The sequence below is a fragment of the Rhodococcus sp. WB9 genome, assembly GCF_007558985.1.
In the GTDB taxonomy this organism is placed as follows: Bacteria; Actinomycetota; Actinomycetes; order Mycobacteriales; family Mycobacteriaceae; genus Rhodococcus_F; species Rhodococcus_F opacus.
The window spans coordinates 5,104,966-5,123,414 of record NZ_CP041769.1; the positions used below are offsets into that span (position 1 = coordinate 5,104,966).

Genomic DNA, 18,449 nt, shown 5'->3' on the forward strand with positions numbered 1-18,449 from the left:
CGGTCAGTTGTGGGGCGCGCGGTGCGTCTCGGCGAGCAGCCGCCCCAGGTCGGCGTCGCGGTCGTAGGACAGGTCGGTCATCGGATCGGCCGGTCGGAAGAAGTTGTCGCGGTAGCTTTTCCGCAGTCGCGGATGGAGTGGGCCCAGGTGCCAACCGGCGTACATCACGGCCGCATGCAGCACGAGGAGAAGTGCAACGAGGACGAGGAATTCGGTCATGGCTGAAATTTTCCGCCCATTCACTTCCCGCCAACAGTGGCGGAATTGACGTTCTTCGTCAAAATACTGCCACTCCGGTGGGTTGGTAGCGTTTCCCTCCGTGCCCACCGCCGATTCCCCGGACCGCCCGAGCCGTCCGAACCAGACGTCGCGAACACTCGTGCTCGGCGGTGCACGCTCCGGAAAATCCGCTCACGCCGAGGAACTGACCCAGGCCCTGGCCGGGGCGGGCCGGGTGCGCTACGTCGCCACCAGTCACCGCGACCCCGACGACCACGACTGGGAACACCGCATCGCTCAGCACCGCGATCGGCGTCCCCGCAGCTGGCTCACCGTGGAGACCGCGCACCGGCTCGACCTCGCCGACCAACTGCGTTCCCCCACCGAAGCCGCGGCCACCCTCGTCGACGATCTCGGCACCTGGCTCACCGTCGAACTCGACGGCGCCGCAGCCTGGGACTCGCCGCGGGGCACCATCGCCCCACGCACGGACGAACTCGTCGCGAGCGTCCGCGACTACCGCGGCGCACTCGTGCTGGTGACTCCCGAGGTGGGTCTCGGCGTCATCCCCGAGACCCGGTCCGGTCGCCTGTTCCGCGACGAGATCGGCTCCCTCAACGCGCGGCTCGCCCAGGTCTGCGATCGCGTGGTCCTCGTCGTCGCCGGACTGACCATGACCTTGAAAGATGATCCCGCACGCGAGGCGTGCGGGGCAGAAGTGTCCACTCGAGCGAGAGGCCAAGCGTGACCAGCGAGTCCGTGAGCACCGACCCCGGTCGGTTCGAACCCGTCACCCCACCCGACGAAGGGGTGCGCGCACAGGCCGAGGCCCGTCAGTTGCAGCTCACCAAACCGGCCGGCTCGCTCGGACGCCTCGAGACGCTCGCATGCTGGGCCGCGGCCTGCCAGGGTGTCTGCCCGCCCGCCCCGTTCGCGCGGGCGCGCGTGGTGGTTTTCGCCGGCGACCACGGAGTGGCACGGACCGGCGTCTCGGCGTATCCGCCCGAAGTGACGGCCCAGATGGTCGCCAATTTCGTCGGCGGCGGGGCCGCCGTCAATGCTCTCGCGAACCGGGCCGGCGCAAGCGTGCGCGTCGTCGACCTGTCCGTCGACGGCGACACGGATCCGTCGGTGTCCACGTTCAAGATTCGCCGCTCGTCGGGGGCGATCGACCGCGAGGACGCGCTCACACATGAGGAGACACTGAAGGCCATCGAGGCCGGACGGTCCATCGCCGACTCCGAAATCGATTCCGGCGCAGACCTGTTGATCGCCGGCGACATGGGAATCGGCAACACCACGCCGGCCACCGTTCTCATCGCCGCGCTGACGGACACCGAACCGGTGGCGGCGGTCGGCCGGGGCACCGGTGTCGACGACGCCGGCTGGATCCGGAAGACGGCGGCGATCCGCGACGCGATGCGCCGGGCCCGGCCGGTGGTCCGGGACACGGTGGCGCTCCTGCGTACGGTGTCGGGCGCCGACCTCGCCGCGATGGCCGGCTTCCTCGCCCAGGCCTCCGCCCGCAAGACCCCTGTGATTCTCGACGGCGTGGTCGTCACCGCGGCCGCGATGGTCGCGGAGGAACTCGCGCACGGCGCCCGCGCGTGGTGGCTGGCCGGCCACCGTTCCACCGAACCGGCCCACACGATCGCACTGAAGCACCTGCAACTCGACCCCCTCCTCGAACTCGATATGCGACTCGGCGAGGGATCCGGCGCCGTCACCGCGCTGCCGATCCTGCAGGGCGCCGTCGCCACGCTCGCGGAGATGGCGACGTTCGCGGAGGCCGGAGTCAGCACCCGCGACGCCGAGGACGTCGAGGACACCGCGCCCGGCTCCGCCGCCGATACCGCGGGCTGACCGTGTCGGGCGTACTGCTCGCGTTCTCCTGGCTGACGGTCCTCCCCCTGCGCGGACCGGATTCCGCGGACCGCGTGTCGGGCCGCCGCGCGATCCGGGCGGCGCCGGTGACCGGGGTCGCGCTGGGAGTCCTGGCCGCGGTGCTGCTGTGGGCGCTCGTGTCCGCCGGTCTCGACCCGGCCCTCGCCGGCCTGATGACGGTGGGTGCACACGCTCTCGCCACCCGGGGCATGCACATCGACGGTCTGTCCGACACCGTCGACGGGCTCGGCTGTTACGGGCCACCGGAGCGGGCGCGGGCCGTGATGCACAGCGGCGGCGCGGGCCCGTTCGGGGTGTGCGCCCTGGTGATCTGCCTGGGCGCCCAGGGACTGGCGTTCGGATCTCTGTCCGTCGCAGGACAATTCGCGTGCGTCGCCGTCGCCGTGGCGGCCGGGCGGGTGGCGGTCGTCTTCGCCTGCCGGCGCGGAATTCCCGCGTCGTCGACGGAAGGATTCGGCGCACTGGTCGCCGAAACCCAGTCACCGTGGACCGGCATCGCCTGGACCGTTCCGCTCCTCGCGGCGGCCGCGTGGTGCACCTCGCCGTGGTGGCAGGGACCGATCGTCGTGGCAGTCGCGCTGACGCTCACCGCGTTCCTGGTGGCTCACTGCGTCCGGCGATTCGCCGGCCTCAACGGCGACGTGCTCGGCGCCGTGCTCGAGATCACCGTCACCGTCTCGGCGATCGGTCTCACGTTCTGAGCGACCGCCGAAACCGAGATCAGCGCAGTTTCGTCATCCACCCGTGGGTGTCGGCGAACGTTCCCCGCTGAATGCCGGTCAGCGTGTCGCGCAGGGCCATGGTGACCTCGCCGGGCTCGCCGTCGGCGATCGTGAACTCACCCTCGGCCGACTTGACCCGGCCGACAGGCGTGATGACCGCCGCCGTACCACACGCGAACACCTCGGTGATCTCGCCCGACTTGGTCTTGGTGCGCCATTCGTCGGTGCTGATCCGACGCTCGTCCACCGCGAAACCGGCGTCGGTCGCGAGGGTCAGCAGCGAGTTACGGGTGATACCCGGCAGCAGCGAACCGGACAGGGACGGCGTCACGAGGCGGGCGTCGGATCCGGAGCCGAACACGAAGAAGAGGTTCATGCCGCCCATCTCCTCCACGTACGACCGTTCGATGGCGTCGAGCCACACCACCTGGTCGCAACCCTCGTCGGCGGCCTGCGCCTGCGCGAGAAGCGACGCCGCGTAGTTGCCCGCGAACTTGGCGGCGCCGGTGCCACCGGGTGCGGCGCGCACGTATTCCGTCGACAGCCACACGCTGACCGGCTTCACTCCACGCGGGAAGTAGGCGCCTGCGGGCGAGGCGATCAGCAGGTAGCGGTACTCGTCGGCCGGACGCACACCGAGTCCGGCCTCGGTGGAGAACATGAACGGGCGAAGGTACAGCGCGTCCTCACCACCGGCGGCGGGCACCCATTCGTGATCCAGCTCGAGCAGTTCGGTGATCGACTTGACGAACAACTCCTCCGGTAGTTCCGGCATCGCGAGACGACGCGCCGACGTCGCGAGTCGTTCGGCGTTCGCTTCGAGGCGGAACGTCGAGATGCCGCCGTCGGGCTGCCGGTACGCTTTCAGCCCCTCGAAGATGGCCTGCCCGTAGTGCAGCACCATCGCGGCGGGGTCGAGCTGGAGCGGCCCGTACGGTTCCACCTTGGCGTCGTGCCAGCCGAGCTCCGTGGAGTAGGTGATCGACACCATGTGGTCCGTGAAGTACCGACCGAATCCGGGCGCCGCCAGTATCTCTCGCCGTACCTCGTCGGAGGTGAGGGCGGGATGCGGGACGCGAACGAACTCGGTGACACCTGTCATGCCCGTGATCTTATCGAACGCCTTCCGCCGCCCCACGGCCGACAGGTCGTCCGCGACAGGCGCTTACTTGGTGTTGATCTCCACGAACGGCGGAGACACCACCTCGGCGCGCAGTGAGCGTCCCCGGACGTCCACGGCGATCTCGTCTCCCGCCGACACGCCGGCTCCGGAGTCGAGCAGCGCCAATGCGATCCCGACCTTGAGCGTGGGCGAGAACGTGCCCGACGTGGTCTCGCCGATCGACTCGCCGTCGCGCAGCACGGTCTGACCGGCGCGGAGAACCCCGCGGTCCAGCGCCTTGATGCCCCACAGCGTGCGCGCCGGGCCGGACTCCTTTTCGTCGGTGAGCGTCTCCTTGCCCCAGAACTTCGGCTTCCTCCACCCGATCGCCCAGCCGCATCGCGCCTCGAGCGGGGAGATCTCCAGCGACAGTTCGTGCCCGTGCAGCGGGTATCCCATCTCGGTGCGCAGCGTGTCCCGGGCGCCGAGACCGGCGACCTGGCCGCCGTGGGCGCGGACCTGCTCGACCGCGGCACGGAACAGCTTCTCGCTGTCCTCCCAGCGCGGCAGCAGTTCGAACCCGACCTCGCCGGTGTACCCGCTGCGGCACACGCGGACGGGAACCCCGTCCCAGGTGGCGTCCGCGAAGGCCATGTACTCGATGTCGGTGGGCAGGCCGAGGGCGGTGAGTACGTCCGCCGACTTCGGGCCCTGGACGGCGATCACACCGAAGTCCCGGTGCTGGTTCTCCACGGTGACGCCCTCGGTCGCCGCGGCGGCCAGTGCCGCGACCACGTCCGCGGTGTTGGCCGCGTTGGGGACGAGGAACACCTCGTCGGGGCTCACGTAGTAGGCGATCAGATCGTCGATCACTCCGCCCGACGGCGTGCAGCACAGCGTGTACTGCGCCTTGCCGGGGCCGATCTTGTCGAGATCGTTGGTCAGCGCCGAGTTCACGAAGGCTGCGGCGCCGCTGCCCCGCACAAGGGCCTTGCCGAGGTGGCTGACGTCGAATACCCCCACCGACTCGCGCACCGCGGTGTGTTCGGCGACGACACCGGCGTACGAGACGGGCATCTCCCAGCCGCCGAAGGGAGCGAACGTGGCCCCGAGTTCGACGTGAACGGCGTGGACGGGGCCTTGGGACAACTGCTCCTCGGTCATGGGCCTCAACTTATCCGACCCCAGGGCGCACCGGGTAGGCGACGGCGGACGAGCACTACCATCGGGACGGACGTCGACCATCCGATCCCGAACCGCTGCAGGAGAGACACCGTGAGCACTCACACAGCCCGACCCCTCGGACCACAACTCGCCTTGGCCGGCACCGTCGGCAAGCGGGTGGACGTGTTGGTGATCGGGTTGACGTCGAGCTCGGACGGACCCGAAATCGCGCTCGGCGACGGCATCGTCGACGAATCGGTGCTGACCGATCTGCTCGACACGCTCGTCGCGGTGGGCGCCTCCGGCAAGGCGGAGGAGACGACCCGCATCCCGGCACCCGACACGCTTCCGGTCGACAGTGTGCTGGCCGTCGGCCTCGGTTCGGCCGAGAAGCTCGACGCCGAGCAGATCCGCAAGTCCGCGGGCGCCGCGGCGCGTTCACTCAGTGGCGTCGGCACCGTCGCGACCACCCTGTCCGTGCTCGATCTCGGTGCCGCAGCCGAAGGTTTCGCCCTCGGCGCGTACCGCTTCAACGAGTTCAAGTCCGCGAAATCCGCTCCCGGCCCGGACGCACAACCTGTCTCGCGGGTGGAGCTGCTGGTGTCGTCTCCGCGGGCGAAGGAGTCGAAGGAGACCCTCGCGCGCTCCGCGGCAATCGCCGACGCCGTCGCCACTGCGCGCGAATTCGTCAACACTCCCCCGAGCCACCTCTTCCCCGCCGAATTCGCCGACCGCGCAAAGGCTCTCGGCACCGAGGCCGGGCTGAAGGTCGAGGTCCTCGACGAGAAGGCGCTCGAAAAGAACGGGTACGGCGGCATCCTCGGGGTGGGCAAGGGCTCGTCCCGGCTACCGCGGCTGGTCCGGCTGACCTACTCCGCTAAGAAGCGGAACGCCCCCAAGGTCGCGCTCGTCGGCAAGGGCATCACGTTCGACACCGGCGGCATCTCCATCAAGCCCGCCGCAGGCATGGAGAACATGACGTCCGACATGGGCGGCGCCGCAGCCGTTGTCGCCACCGTGGTCCTCGCCGCCAAGCTCGGACTGCCCGTCGACGTCACCGCCACCGTCCCGATGGCCGAGAACATGCCGTCGTCCACCGCGCAGCGACCCGGCGACGTCCTCACCCAGTACGGCGGCACCACGGTGGAGGTCATCAACACCGACGCGGAGGGACGCCTCGTCCTCGCCGACGCCATCGTCCGCGCGTGCGAGGACGATCCCGACTACCTCATCGACACCGCGACCCTCACCGGCGCGCAGATGGTAGCACTGGGCAACCGGACGCCCGGTGTGATGGGCACCGACGAGTTCCGAGACCGCGTCGCCGCCATCTCCCAGGAGATCGGTGAGAACGCGTGGGCCATGCCGATGCCCGCCGAACTGCGCTCGGACCTCGATTCGAAGGTCGCCGACCTCGCCAACGTCACCAACCATCGCTGGGGCGGCATGCTCGCGGCGGCCCTGTACCTCAAGGAGTTCGTCGCCGACGGCGTGCAGTGGGCGCACATCGACGTCGCCGGACCGGCGTACAACTCGTCGGGACCGTGGGGATACACCGGCCGCGGCGGCACCGGCGTGCCCGTGCGCACCATGATCTCGGTGATCGAGGACATCGCCGCCAACGGGTAGGCGCTCCGCGCCCGTGCGCCTTTCCGGTAGCTGGAACAACCAGAAAGGCGCACGGGCGGCGAAGCCGCCTAGAGGTCGCGCTCGCGCTCGCGCTTCCGCTCGATGCGGCGTCGCGCGTCGTGATCGCGCATCCGCTGCGGGTAGCCGGTCTTGCGAACGTCGTACACGGGGATGCGGAGGTCCTCGCCGAGTGTGCGGGCGCCGCGTTCACCGCCAACCCGGCGCCGGGTCCATTCGCCGTCCGCCGCAACAAGCACGACAGTGACTTCCGTCACCGTCGTCTGAGGTTCCACGTAGGCCTCCACACCGAGGTGCGTGCGAGTCCAGTTCGCGAGATACGCGGCGTCCTCGGGGGACGCCTGAGATCGACCGGACCGAGGCCGCGAGAATCGGTCGAACAACCCCACGTCGAGCCTCCTCGAGTGCGTGCGCCCGACAATGCCGGCGACTGTCCTCCAAGTTTGCCAGCGAACGCCCGGTTTCCGCCGCACACGAAAACTACTGGCCGGTAGCGATTACGTCGCGACACACCGGAGTCCCCGACGGGTGCCCCTCGGCGGACACGCCCGCCGGATCAATGGAAAGATGTGGAGCGCCGACACAGCGAGTGGGTGACGACGAATCGGAATTACCTGCAAGTAGACGCAAGACACGTGCATCTCGAAGCACAATGGTTCACGACCACAAGTCGACAAAATTCAACAACCCGAACACAACTGTCGAGGAGTCAAAAGACATGGCCTTCTCCGTCCAGATGCCAGCGCTTGGTGAGAGTGTCACCGAGGGAACTGTCACGCGGTGGCTCAAGCAGGAAGGAGACACGGTCGAAGTTGACGAACCCTTGCTCGAAGTCTCCACGGACAAGGTGGACACGGAAATCCCGTCTCCCGTGGCCGGCGTTCTCAGCAAGATCGTTGCTCAGGAAGACGACACCGTGGAAATCGGTGGCGAGCTTGCCGTGATCGGCGACGCCGGTGAGGCTCCTGCCTCCGACTCCGCTCCCGCACCCGCCGCCGAAGAGCCCGCCGCAGAGCCGGCTCCCGCCGCGGAGGCGCCGGCCGCCGAGCCCGCGCCCGCAGCATCCGGCAACGGTTCCGCCGAGGGCACCGCCGTGAAGATGCCCGAACTGGGCGAGTCCGTCACCGAGGGCACCGTCACCCGCTGGCTCAAGGCCGTCGGCGACGAGGTCGCCGTGGACGAGCCGCTCGTCGAGGTGTCCACCGACAAGGTCGACACGGAGATCCCGTCCCCCGTCGCCGGTACTCTCCTCGAGATCAGCGCCGAGGAAGACGACACCGTTTCCGTCGGCGGTCAGCTCGCCGTCATCGGTTCGGGTGCGCCCGCCGCCAAGCCGGCCGCGGAACCGAAGCCCGAGCCGACCCCCGAGCCCGCGAAGCCCGCTCCGGCCCCGGAGCCCGCGAAGCCCGAGCCCGCCAAGAGTGCACCGGCCCCGGCCGCCGCACCGGCAGCATCCGCGCCTGCTCCCGCAGCCGCCGCACCCGCTCCCGCGGCCACGTCCGGAGACAGCACCCCGTACGTCACCCCGCTGGTGCGCAAGCTCGCCACGGACAACAACGTCGACCTGTCCTCGGTGACGGGCACCGGAGTCGGTGGCCGCATCCGTAAGCAGGACGTCCTCGCTGCCGCCGAGGCCAAGAAGGCACCGGCCGCCGCTGCCGCGCCTGCTGCCGCACCGGCCGCCGCCGCTGCTCCCGCAGCCGCCTCCGCCGGGGTCCGCCCCGAACTTGCCCACCTGCGCGGAACCACGCAGAAGGCCAACCGGATTCGTCAGATCACCGCCACGAAGACGCGGGAGTCGCTGCAGACCACGGCGCAGCTCACCCAGACCTTCGAGATCGACGTCACCAAGATCGCGGCCCTGCGCGCGCAGGCCAAGAACACCTTCCTCGAGCGCGAGGGCGTCAAGCTCACGTTCCTCCCGTTCTTCGCGAAGGCCGTCGTCGAGGCGCTGAAGTCGCACCCGAACATCAACGCCAGCTACGACGAGGCGAACAAGCAGATCACCTACTACGACGCCGAGCACCTGGGCATCGCGGTCGACACCGACCAGGGTCTGCTGTCCCCCGTGATCCACAACGCCGGCGACCTGTCGCTGGCCGGCCTGGCCCGCGCGATCGCGGACATCGCCAAGCGCGCCCGCTCCGGTGGGCTCAAGCCGGACGAGCTGTCCGGTGGCACGTTCACGATCACGAACATCGGCAGCCAGGGCGCCCTGTTCGACACCCCGATCCTCGTGCCCCCGCAGGCCGCGATGCTCGGAACCGGCGCGATCGTCAAGCGTCCCGTGGTCGTGACCGACGAGTCCGGCAGTGAAAGCATCGGCGTCCGCTCGATGTGCTACCTGCCGCTCACCTACGATCACCGCCTCGTCGACGGCGCCGACGCCGGCCGCTTCTTGACCACGATCAAGCAGCGTCTGGAGCAGGGAGCGTTCGAGGCCGACCTCGGCCTCTGATCGTCACCGGACTTCGAGCCGAACGTAGTTTCGCAGGGGCACCATTTCCATCAGGGATGGTGCCCCTGCGCTGTGAAGGAGGCTGTTGCACATGCGAGTGGTCATCGCCGGTTCCTCCGGGCTGATTGGCACCGCTCTCGTCTCGTCTCTCCGCGGCGACGGTCACGACGTCGTCCGCCTCGTCCGCCGGTCGTCCGCAGGGCCCGACGAGTCAGGCTGGGATCCGCAGAAGGATCGGATCGACACGGGGATACTCGCCGACGCCGATGCGGTCGTGAATCTGTGCGGCGTCGGCGTCGGCGACAAACGCTGGACCGGGGCGTACAAGCAACTGATCCGGGACAGCCGCATCGCCGCCACCGACGTCCTGGCCGAGGGCGTCGCCGAAGCCGCGGTGCCCGTGTTCGTGAATGCGAGCGCGGTCGGCTACTACGGCGACACCGGCGATCGGGTCGTCGACGAGACCTCGCCCTCCGGGACGGGTTTCCTCGCGGACACCTGCCGCGACTGGGAGGCCGCGACAGCCCCCGCCGACACCTCGAAGATCCGGACGGTTCTGCTGCGGAGCGGCATCGTCCTCTCCCCCCACGGCGGCCTGCTCGGCAGGCTGAAGACGCTGTACTCGTTCGGGCTCGGCGGCCGGCTCGGCAACGGCCGCCAGTACCTGTCGTGGATCTCGTTGGAGGACGAGGTCGATGCGATCAAGTTCGTCCTCACCCGCGACGACGTCGCCGGCCCCGTGAACGTCACCGGCCCGGCGCCCGTCACCAACGCCCAGTTCAACGGCGCGGTCGCGCGGACGCTGCACCGCCCCGCGCCGTGGATCGTTCCCGGGTTCGCGCTCAGCGCACTGGTCGGAGAGTTTGCGCAGGAGGGCATTCTGGCCGGACAGCGCGCGATACCCACCGTGCTCGAGAATGCGGGATTCCGGTTCCGGCACAACACCATCGGGGAAGCGCTCGACGCCGCCCTCGTGCGGTGAACCCAGGTCGTGGCGGTGCGGCCGCAGCCCCGGCGTAACCTCTAGCGCATGAGCAGCGCGACACAATCCGCCCGTTTCAGCCCCTCCCAGATTTCCGTCGAACATCTCGGCACGATCGGGTACGTCGACGCCTGGGATCGACAGCGCGAGCTGGCGGCCGAACGCGCCGAGAACGTGGGTACCGACACGCTGCTCCTGCTCGAACACCCGGCCGTCTACACCGCGGGGCGCCGAACCGAACCCGAGGACCGTCCGACCGACGGCACTCCCGTCATCGACGTCGACCGCGGCGGGAAGATCACCTGGCACGGTCCGGGACAGCTGGTGGGCTACCCGATCGTCAAGCTGGCCGAACCGGTCGACGTCGTGCGGTACGTGCGCCGGCTCGAGCAGGCGCTGATCACCGTGTGCACCGACCTCGGCATCGTCTGCGGCCGCGTGGACGGCCGCTCCGGGGTGTGGCTGCCGGCGTCCCTCGACAACGGGCAGTGGCTGCCCGAGCGCAAGGTGGCGGCCATCGGGGTGCGGGTGCAGCGTGGTGTCGCACTCCACGGCTTCTCGCTCAACTGCAATTCCGTTCTCACGGGGTTCGACGCGATCATCCCGTGCGGTATCCGCGACGCCGGGGTCACGTCGCTGTCGCGGGAACTGGGCCGCGACGTCACTGTCGAGGAGGTCACGCCCGCCGTCACGGCGGCCGTCGTCGCCGCGCTCGACGGCGAACTTCCGGTGACCGAACACGACATCGAGCGGGTCACGTTCGACTCCGCCGCCGCCGAGACGACGTCCTCCGCGCCCACCTTCACTACTGTTCAGTACGGTTGACCTCCGCTCCCCGGCCCGCCGGGTGCGACGGGCCGGGCGTACGATCGTCTCCGTGACTGTGGCCCCAGAAGGACGCAAATTGCTCCGCCTCGAGATCCGAAATGCGGAGACCCCGATCGAACGCAAACCGAACTGGATCAAGACGAGAGCGAAGATGGGCCCGGAATACTCCGAGCTCAAAAGCCTCGTCAAGCGCGAGGGTTTGCACACCGTCTGCGAAGAAGCCGGCTGCCCCAACATCTACGAATGCTGGGAAGACCGCGAAGCGACCTTCCTCATCGGCGGTGAACAATGCACCCGCCGCTGCGACTTCTGCCAGATCGACACCGGCAAACCCGACGACCTCGACCGCGACGAACCCCGGCGCGTCGCCGAGTCCGTCCAGGCGATGGGACTGCGCTACTCCACCATCACCGGCGTCGCCCGCGACGACCTCCCCGACGGCGGCGCGTGGCTCTACGCCGAAACCGTCCGCCTGATCCACCAGCTCAACCCCGGCACCGGCGTCGAACTGCTCATCCCCGACTTCAACGCCAAACCCGACCAGCTCGCCGAGGTGTTCTCCACCCGCCCCGAGGTGCTCGCCCACAACGTCGAAACCGTCCCCCGCATCTTCAAGCGGATCCGGCCCGCGTTCCGCTACCAGCGCAGCCTCGACGTGATCACCGCCGCCCGCGAAGACAACCTCGTCACCAAGTCCAACCTCATCCTCGGCATGGGGGAAACCCCGGACGAGGTCACCCAGGCGCTGCACGACCTGCACGACGCCGGCTGCGACATCATCACCATCACGCAGTACCTGCGTCCCTCCCCCCGCCACCACCCCGTCGAGCGGTGGGTCAAGCCCGAGGAGTTCGTCGAGCACTCCAAGACCGCCGAGGAGATCGGCTTCGCCGGCGTCATGGCCGGACCGCTCGTCCGCTCCTCCTACCGCGCCGGCCGCCTCTACGCACAGGCGATGGCCCACCACGGCCGCGAATTGCCTGCAGGGCAGGCACATCTCACCGAAAGCGGCGATGCGTCGCAGGAGGCAAGTTCCCTCATGGCGCGGCTCGCCCGCTGACCTCCCCGCGTGCGCGGTGGTCGACACCGGACGGGTCATCACCGCGCACGGCCAGGGACGTATCCTGAAGAGCATGGCGAACGGCAGTAAATCCGGTAAAGCGGGCAAACCCAGTAAAGAAGCAAAGGCAGCCGCCAAGGCAGCCCGCAGGCAGGCGTCGAAGGAACGCAGAACTCAGCTCTGGCAGGCGTTCCAGATGCAGCGCAAGGAAGACAAGCTGCTGTTGCCGCTCATGCTCGGCACGCTCATCGGACTCGCGGTGGTGTTCTTCCTCGCCGGTCTGATCTGGGGCCTTCAGTGGTTCCTCCTCCCGATCGGTCTCCTTCTCGGCGTGCTCGGGGCCTTCATCATCTTCGGCCGCCGCGTCCAGAAGACGGTGTACGGCAAGGCTGAGGGCCAGGCGGGCGCGGCCGCGTGGGCGCTCGACAACATGCAGGGCTCCTGGCGCGTGACCAGCGCGGTCGCGGGCACCACGCAGCTCGACGCCGTTCACCGCGTGATCGGACGTCCCGGCGTCATCCTCGTCGCCGAGGGATCGCCGCAACGCGTGAAGTCGCTCCTGGCCCAAGAGAAGAAGAAGACGGCGCGCCTCGTCGGCGACACCCCGATCTACGACATCGTCATCGGAAACGACGAGGGCCAGGTCCCGCTGTCGCAGCTGCAGAAGCATCTGAACAAGCTCCCGAAGAACATCGACACCAAGCGGATGGACGCCATCGAGTCGCGGCTCGCCGCGCTCAGCAGCCGCGGTGGCGGGGCCGCACTGCCCAAGGGTCCGATGCCCGGCGGCGCGAAGATGCGCGGCGTGCAGCGCACCATCCGTCGTCGCTAGAAGCCTGTCGCCCCACTACTCCGCCCGATGTCGATCCGACATCGGGCGGAAGACGTTCTGCGGGGTCAGCGCGTGCGAACCAGCGCGGTGCCGGTGGCCCGGTCCTGCATGCCACGACCGTCGATGTCCGTGATGGTCCCGGGCACGACGAACACGAGCAGCGCCTGACGCACCAGCGCCCGGACGAAGCCGACGCGGGCCGGTCCGTCCACGCGCGCCACCTGCATCCCGAGGAACAACTGCCCCGGTGTGAACGAGAACAGTGTCACCGTGACGACACCGACGACGAACCAGACGAGCAGGGTGAAGGTCGAGAACGGGCCCTCGAAGAAGTTGTCGCCGATGATCAGCGCCGCGACGCCCGCCGACGACACCCAGTCGATCATCAGCGCGACGAGACGGCGTCCCGTGCTCGCGAGAGAACCGGGACCTTCCGCCTGCAGACCGAGGCGCTCGCCGCGGAAGGACTGCTTCGTCTCGTCCGCACCGTTCGGCAGGGCAGCCGTGGGTCCGGAAAGCCAAGAACCGGTGATACGTGCCATGCTGTCCAGGATAGGCGTCGAATCAACGGGGACCTCACACCGGAGCTGAAGGCTGTGTGCGCAGTCACAGCCGGTGCAAAAGCCCAGGACAATGCGACGCGTAACACGGGCGAAACAAAGGGTTGACCAGCGGGCAACACCAAGTACTTACCGTCTGGCTCGACGAATTCGCCAATATCCACTTGGCTGAAGCGACTTAAGGAGCACAAGCGTGGCGTTCACCACGGCCGAAGAGGTCATCAAGTTCATCAAGGACGAGAACGTCGAATATGTCGACATCCGGTTCAGTGACCTGCCGGGCGTGCAGCAGCACTTCTCGATCCCCGCGTCGGCGTTCAACCAGGACGTCTTCGAGGACGGCCTCGCGTTCGACGGTTCGTCCGTCCGCGGCTTCCAGTCGATCCACGAGTCGGACATGATGCTCCTCCCCGACGTCGCCACCGCCCAGATCGACCCCTTCCGTGCGGCCAAGACGCTGAACATCAACTTCTTCGTCCACGACCCGTTCACGCGGGAGTCCTACAGCCGCGACCCGCGTAACGTCGCGCGCAAGGCCGAGGAGTACCTGAAGTCGACCGGCATCGCCGACACCGCCTTCTTCGGCGCCGAGGCCGAGTTCTACATCTTCGACTCCGTCCGCTACGACTCCGGCATCAACGGCGCGTTCTACGAACTCGACTCCATCTCGGGTTCCTGGAACACCGGTAACGACGTGAACGCCGACGGCAGCCCCAACCTGGGCTACAAGGTCCGCCCCAAGGGGGGATACTTCCCCGTCGCTCCGTACGACCACTACGTCGACCTGCGCGACGAGATCTCCACCAACCTGCAGAACGCGGGCTTCGAGCTCGAGCGCGGCCACCACGAGGTGGGCACCGGCGGCCAGCAGGAGATCAACTACAAGTTCAACACGCTGCTCGCGGCCGCGGACGACCTGCAGCTGTTCAAGTACATCGTGAAGAACACCGCCTGGCAGCACGGCAAGTCGGCCACCTTCATGCCGAAGCCGCTGTTCGGCGACAACGGCTCGGGCATGCACGTCCACCAGTCGCTGTGGAAGGACGGTAAGCCGCTGTTCCACGACGAGGCCGGCTACGCGGGTCTGTCCGACATGGCGCGTCACTACATCGGCGGCATCCTGCACCACGCACCGTCGCTGCTGGCATTCACCAACCCGACGATCAACTCGTACCACCGTCTGGTGCCGGGCTACGAAGCCCCCATCAACCTCGTGTACAGCCAGCGCAACCGCTCGGCGGCCGTGCGTATCCCGATCACCGGCAACAACCCGAAGGCCAAGCGCCTCGAGTTCCGCGCCCCCGACTCCTCGGGTAACCCCTACCTGAACTTCGCGGCGCAGATGATGGCCGGCCTGGACGGCATCAAGAACAAGATCGAGCCGCAGGCTCCCGTCGACAAGGACCTCTACGAGCTCCCGCCGGAGGAGGCCCGCAACATCCCGCAGGCTCCCACCAGCCTGTCGGCCGTCATCGATCGCCTCGAGGCAGATCACGACTACCTCACCGAGGGTGGCGTGTTCACGTCCGACCTGATCGAGACGTGGATCTCGCTCAAGCGTGAGCAGGAAATCGCTCCGGTCAACCTGCGTCCGCACCCGTACGAGTTCCAGCTGTACTACGACGTGTAAGTCGTCAGCAGCCGCTGACCTGCGTCGGGGCGTTCGGTAGAGCGCCCCGGTACGCAGTAGCTTCGGTCGAGCCCACCCGCGCCGCGATCACTACACCGATCGCGGCGCGGGTGGGCTCTTCTGCGTCCGGCCACAGATGGTCGGGCGCGGGGCGAACCTTCTACTCGTCGCCCTGTCGGCGCACCATCTCGGTGATCCAGACGGGCGCGTACGGAGACGTGCAGCCCGGGGACGTCGGGTAGTCCTTCAGCACCTCCAAGCGCTCACCGATGTCGAGTGCGCGGGCGCGGTGCTCCGCGTGCTCGATCCCGATCTGAGCCAGGCAGTGGTTCATCGCCCACTGCAGGCGATCCGGGGCATCTTTCATCTCCGCCTCGATGACGTCGAGTAGTCCCGCGAGGTCGAGGTCCTCGGGCTTCTTCGCCACGCGTTCGGTGGTCAGCGCCCAGCCGGCACTCGCGACCACCGGATCCGGATCGGCGGACCACGCCAGGCGCAGCTCCTCGGAGTGCGGGTTCTTCTTCACCACGTAGTTCACGAGCCAGTCGTGCACCTTGGGTGCGCGCGCCTCCCGCACCATGACGTCCAGCTCGTCACGCTCGAACACCCTCGGGCGGCAGATCAGGATCGCCAGCAGTCGCGCCGCGGTGTCACCCGTCTCCCAGAGCCGGCACGCCAGTTCCTGCTGCGTCTTCAGCCTCTTCGCGAGCGCGCGCAGCTTGCCGAGGTTCACACCGTGATCGTCACCGTGCTTCTCGTTCACCTCGCGTGCCCTCGGGTCCTCGAGCTCGGCCAGCTCGGCCATCACCTCGGCGACCGTCGTCTCGGTCAGCGTCGTCTCGGCCACCTGAGCCTCCTGTCCGTTCCTGGGAGATTCAGCCTACGACGGACGCGGGCCCCGTCGTTTCGTACGTCACTCCCCTGCCGCGCGGTCCGGAACCCGCCCGAGTGCCGCGGGCCGCGTCGTATGATCCAGGGAACCGACCACACGGACCGTTGCGGAGCGTGCGGTCGACGCCTTGCGGGATACTTGCTCCGTTCTCCAGCCCCTCTGGTCGAGAAGCAGGTGGTGCGGGATGTCAGTGCCCACGACGCCGTCCGGCGTGCCGGTTCCGCGCCGTGTCGTGGTCATTCTGCTGCTGGTGATTCCGCTCAGCCAGATCCCGCTCGACATCTACACCCCGGCGTTGCCGCAGATGGTGCTCGACCTGGACGCGTCCGCGGCCGTGGTGCAGAACACGGTGACGGCCTACATGCTGGGCATGAGTCTGGCGTTCATCCCGGTCGGACTGATCGCGGATGCGGTGGGCCGCAAGCGAACTCTGCTGACCTGCCTGGCGATCCTCGTCGTCACCAGCGTGGGATGCGCACTCGTGCAGAACATCACGCTCCTGCTCGGTCTGAGATTCGTGCAGGGTATCGGTGGGTGCGCGTGCCTCGTCCTCGCCTACGCGATCGCCGCCGACTGCTACCGCGGCGCCCGGCTCACGTCCGTGTCCGGTCTCCTCGGGGCCGCGTGGGGGCTGGCACCCGTTCTCGCACCCGCCGTGGGTGGGGTACTGGTGCAGTTCATGTCGTGGCGTCTGGTGTTCGGGCTGATCGCGCTTCTGGCGGCCCTGGCCGTTCCCCTCGTCGTCGCGGGATTGCCGGAGACGCTTCCACCGGAACTGCGGGCACCGGTCGACGTCGGCGCCGCGGCGCGGGTGCTGGGTGCTGCTCTGCGCCACCGCATCTTCGTGGGGTTCGTGCTCGTGTTCGGACTGATGGCATCTGCACAGATGGTGTTCGGTGTCGTCGCGCCCTTCCTCTACCAGCAGATTCTCGGATTCTCCCCGGCCGCCTACGGTGCGGTGGCGCTCGTCGTGGGCGGCGCCAACCTCGTCGGCGAACTCGCCTGTAGCGCGCTGGCTGTCCGGGTCGGCACACGCCGGCTCGCGTTCGGCGCGTGGTGGGTGTTCGTGGCGGGCGCGCTCGTACTCACCGTTACGGCCGGGCTGTCCGTCGTCACCGCACCGGCCATCACGATCGGCGCCTGCCTCGCGCTCGCCGGATGCGGGGTGCTCTGCCCGCAGATGTACGGGCTCGCTCTCGGACTGTTCACCCGCAATCTCGGACTGATCGGCGGGGTCGTCACGGCGGCCTGCTATCTCGTCGTCAGTGCGGCGATGGCCGTCGCCGGAGTACTGCCGGAGAACAGCCAGGCACCGCTGGGCTGGCTGTACCTGACCCTGGGCGCGGGAGCCGGGATCCTGCTGCTCCTCACCACGTCCACCCGGCGGTCCCAGGGTTCCCCCTCCGCCGCGCCTGCACCACGACCAGAACGGAGGTGACCTCACGTGCCGCATTCACACCCGCGCAGCCCTGCCGCGTCTCCGGTGTCGGTGATCTTCCAACGCCGGATCGACGACGCGAGTTACGCCGACTACGCACGGTGGCAGAAGCGTGCGGCGGAGGCCCTCGCGACCGTTCCGGGTTTCATCGATCAGGACATCGTGCCGCCGTCGCCGCCCGTGCAGGACGACTGGGTGGACGTGCTGCGGTTCGCCACCGTCGAGGACGCCCGCGCGTGGCTCGACAGCGACCGCCGGACGGAGCTCGTGGCGGAGATCAAGCACGCCTTCATCGGCAACGAGGACGTCCACCTGCTCACCGGCGAGCAGACCCGGGAGCAGTCGGCGACGTCGGTGGTCATCTCCTGTCGCGTCGCCCCGGAGGACGAGTCGGCGTTCATGGACTGGCAGCGGAAGATCTCCGCCGCCGAGGCGGGGTTCCGGGGTTTCCGGGGGCACAAGGTCGAGAGGCCGGTGCAGGGGATCACCGAGGACTGGACGATCGTGCTGAGTTTCGACACCGAGGACAACCTGGCGTCGTGGATGGATTCACCCGAGCGGGCAGCCCTCCTGAAGGAGGGCGAGAAGTTCAACAAGAATCTCCGAATCCGCAAAGCGAGCTACGGTTTCGACTTCTGGTTCCGCGGCGCGGGCGGTGACGAGCCGCCCCCGGTGCCCGTTGCCCGGAGCAATCTCCTGGCGCTGCTGGTGCTGTATCCGCTGGTGGTGATCTGGGGCCATTTCGTCAGCGCACCGTTCATCGAGGCGCACGGGGTTCCGATCGCCGTCGCCCTGTTTCTCGCGAACCTGGTCACCACCCAGATCCTCGGCTGGTGGGCGGTTCCGGCGGCGTTCAAGGTGTTCGGATGGTGGATGGACCCGGCGATCTCCCCCCGCCGGCGGAACCTCGGTTACGCCGTGATGATCGCGCTGTTCGGGATTTCGATCGCCGTGTGCACCCTGCTGTTCATGATCCCGACCACGTAACAGACTTTCCGATTCACCTGCGC

General features: G+C 68.4%; 18 protein-coding genes. 12 read left to right on the forward strand and 6 right to left on the reverse strand.

The annotated features are described in order from the left end of the window. Nucleotides 1–3: 3 nt before the first annotated feature. A complete protein-coding gene (locus FND50_RS23690) occupies nucleotides 4–219 on the reverse strand; it encodes a hypothetical protein (protein WP_144287303.1) in 216 nt (71 codons plus the stop codon). Between the two features lie 100 nt (nucleotides 220–319). On the opposite strand from FND50_RS23690, the gene cobU reads away from it, so the two are divergent. From cobU to FND50_RS23705, 3 genes are read left to right on the forward strand one after another with little or no spacing between them, the layout of a single operon-like run. Beyond that, nucleotides 320–967 carry a bifunctional adenosylcobinamide kinase/adenosylcobinamide-phosphate guanylyltransferase gene (gene cobU, locus FND50_RS23695; RefSeq protein ID WP_144287304.1) on the forward strand — a complete coding sequence of 216 codons (648 nt, stop codon included), beginning with the start codon at nucleotides 320–322 and terminating at the stop codon, nucleotides 965–967. Further along, nucleotides 964–2,082 carry a nicotinate-nucleotide--dimethylbenzimidazole phosphoribosyltransferase gene (gene cobT / locus FND50_RS23700; RefSeq protein ID WP_144287305.1) on the forward strand — a complete coding sequence of 373 codons (1,119 nt, stop codon included), beginning with the start codon at nucleotides 964–966 and terminating at the stop codon, nucleotides 2,080–2,082. Before cobU ends, cobT begins: the two co-directional genes overlap by 4 nt. A 2-nt stretch (nucleotides 2,083–2,084) precedes the next feature. Then, a complete protein-coding gene (locus FND50_RS23705) occupies nucleotides 2,085–2,825 on the forward strand; it encodes an adenosylcobinamide-GDP ribazoletransferase (protein WP_144287306.1) in 741 nt (246 codons plus the stop codon). Between the two features lie 19 nt (nucleotides 2,826–2,844). On the opposite strand, the gene FND50_RS23710 is transcribed toward FND50_RS23705, so the two are convergent. Then, nucleotides 2,845–3,948, reverse strand: coding sequence for a branched-chain amino acid aminotransferase (locus tag FND50_RS23710; RefSeq protein WP_005260097.1), 1,104 nt, complete (start codon nucleotides 3,946–3,948; stop codon nucleotides 2,845–2,847). 63 nt (nucleotides 3,949–4,011) lie between these two features. Next, nucleotides 4,012–5,112, reverse strand: coding sequence for a glycine cleavage system aminomethyltransferase GcvT (gcvT, locus tag FND50_RS23715; protein ID WP_144287307.1), 1,101 nt, complete (start codon nucleotides 5,110–5,112; stop codon nucleotides 4,012–4,014). 111 nt (nucleotides 5,113–5,223) lie between these two features. Here gcvT and FND50_RS23720 point away from each other — a divergent pair, with 111 nt between their 5' ends. After that, nucleotides 5,224–6,741 carry a leucyl aminopeptidase gene (locus tag FND50_RS23720; protein WP_144287308.1) on the forward strand — a complete coding sequence of 506 codons (1,518 nt, stop codon included), beginning with the start codon at nucleotides 5,224–5,226 and terminating at the stop codon, nucleotides 6,739–6,741. A 68-nt stretch (nucleotides 6,742–6,809) separates the two neighbouring features. Here FND50_RS23720 and FND50_RS23725 read toward each other — a convergent pair whose 3' ends face one another. Continuing rightward, nucleotides 6,810–7,148, reverse strand: coding sequence for a hypothetical protein (locus tag FND50_RS23725; RefSeq protein WP_005260093.1), 339 nt, complete (start codon nucleotides 7,146–7,148; stop codon nucleotides 6,810–6,812). Nucleotides 7,149–7,477: 329 nt separating this feature from the next. Here FND50_RS23725 and sucB point away from each other — a divergent pair, with 329 nt between their 5' ends. The 5 genes from sucB (at nucleotide 7,478) to FND50_RS23750 (ending at nucleotide 12,919) form a co-directional block, all read left to right on the forward strand. Then, nucleotides 7,478–9,217 carry a 2-oxoglutarate dehydrogenase, E2 component, dihydrolipoamide succinyltransferase gene (gene sucB, locus FND50_RS23730; protein ID WP_025432898.1) on the forward strand — a complete coding sequence of 580 codons (1,740 nt, stop codon included), beginning with the start codon at nucleotides 7,478–7,480 and terminating at the stop codon, nucleotides 9,215–9,217. Nucleotides 9,218–9,308: 91 nt separating this feature from the next. Further along, complete coding sequence (locus FND50_RS23735; protein ID WP_144287309.1) at nucleotides 9,309–10,199, forward strand: TIGR01777 family oxidoreductase; 891 nt, start codon at nucleotides 9,309–9,311, stop codon at nucleotides 10,197–10,199. Between the two features lie 48 nt (nucleotides 10,200–10,247). Further along, nucleotides 10,248–11,024: a lipoyl(octanoyl) transferase LipB gene (gene lipB / locus FND50_RS23740; RefSeq protein WP_144287310.1), complete on the forward strand. Its 777-nt coding sequence runs from the start codon at nucleotides 10,248–10,250 to the stop codon at nucleotides 11,022–11,024. A gap of 52 nt (nucleotides 11,025–11,076) precedes the next feature. After that, the gene (lipA, locus tag FND50_RS23745; protein WP_005561159.1) at nucleotides 11,077–12,087 is read left to right on the forward strand and encodes a lipoyl synthase; all 1,011 of its coding nucleotides are present in this window, start codon (nucleotides 11,077–11,079) and stop codon (nucleotides 12,085–12,087) included. A 73-nt stretch (nucleotides 12,088–12,160) separates the two neighbouring features. Then, nucleotides 12,161–12,919, forward strand: coding sequence for a DUF4191 domain-containing protein (locus FND50_RS23750; RefSeq protein WP_144287311.1), 759 nt, complete (start codon nucleotides 12,161–12,163; stop codon nucleotides 12,917–12,919). 65 nt (nucleotides 12,920–12,984) lie between these two features. Here the strand turns inward: FND50_RS23750 and FND50_RS23755 are convergent, their stop codons facing one another. After that, nucleotides 12,985–13,461, reverse strand: a complete 477-nt coding sequence (locus tag FND50_RS23755; RefSeq protein ID WP_144287312.1) for an RDD family protein — start codon at nucleotides 13,459–13,461, stop codon at nucleotides 12,985–12,987. A gap of 211 nt (nucleotides 13,462–13,672) precedes the next feature. On the opposite strand from FND50_RS23755, the gene glnA reads away from it, so the two are divergent. Continuing rightward, complete coding sequence (glnA, locus tag FND50_RS23760) at nucleotides 13,673–15,109, forward strand: type I glutamate--ammonia ligase (RefSeq protein WP_005247755.1); 1,437 nt, start codon at nucleotides 13,673–13,675, stop codon at nucleotides 15,107–15,109. Between the two features lie 160 nt (nucleotides 15,110–15,269). Here glnA and FND50_RS23765 read toward each other — a convergent pair whose 3' ends face one another. Next, nucleotides 15,270–15,956 carry a DNA alkylation repair protein gene (locus FND50_RS23765; RefSeq protein WP_144287313.1) on the reverse strand — a complete coding sequence of 229 codons (687 nt, stop codon included), beginning with the start codon at nucleotides 15,954–15,956 and terminating at the stop codon, nucleotides 15,270–15,272. A 229-nt stretch (nucleotides 15,957–16,185) separates the two neighbouring features. Between FND50_RS23765 and FND50_RS23770 the strand changes: the two genes are divergently transcribed. Both FND50_RS23770 and FND50_RS23775 read left to right on the forward strand, forming a co-directional pair. Beyond that, the gene (locus FND50_RS23770) at nucleotides 16,186–17,439 is read left to right on the forward strand and encodes a multidrug effflux MFS transporter (RefSeq protein ID WP_005254250.1); all 1,254 of its coding nucleotides are present in this window, start codon (nucleotides 16,186–16,188) and stop codon (nucleotides 17,437–17,439) included. A 6-nt stretch (nucleotides 17,440–17,445) separates the two neighbouring features. Then, entirely contained in the window at nucleotides 17,446–18,426 is a 981-nt protein-coding gene (locus FND50_RS23775; protein WP_144287314.1) for an antibiotic biosynthesis monooxygenase, read from the forward strand. Nucleotides 18,427–18,449: the final 23 nt, after the last annotated feature.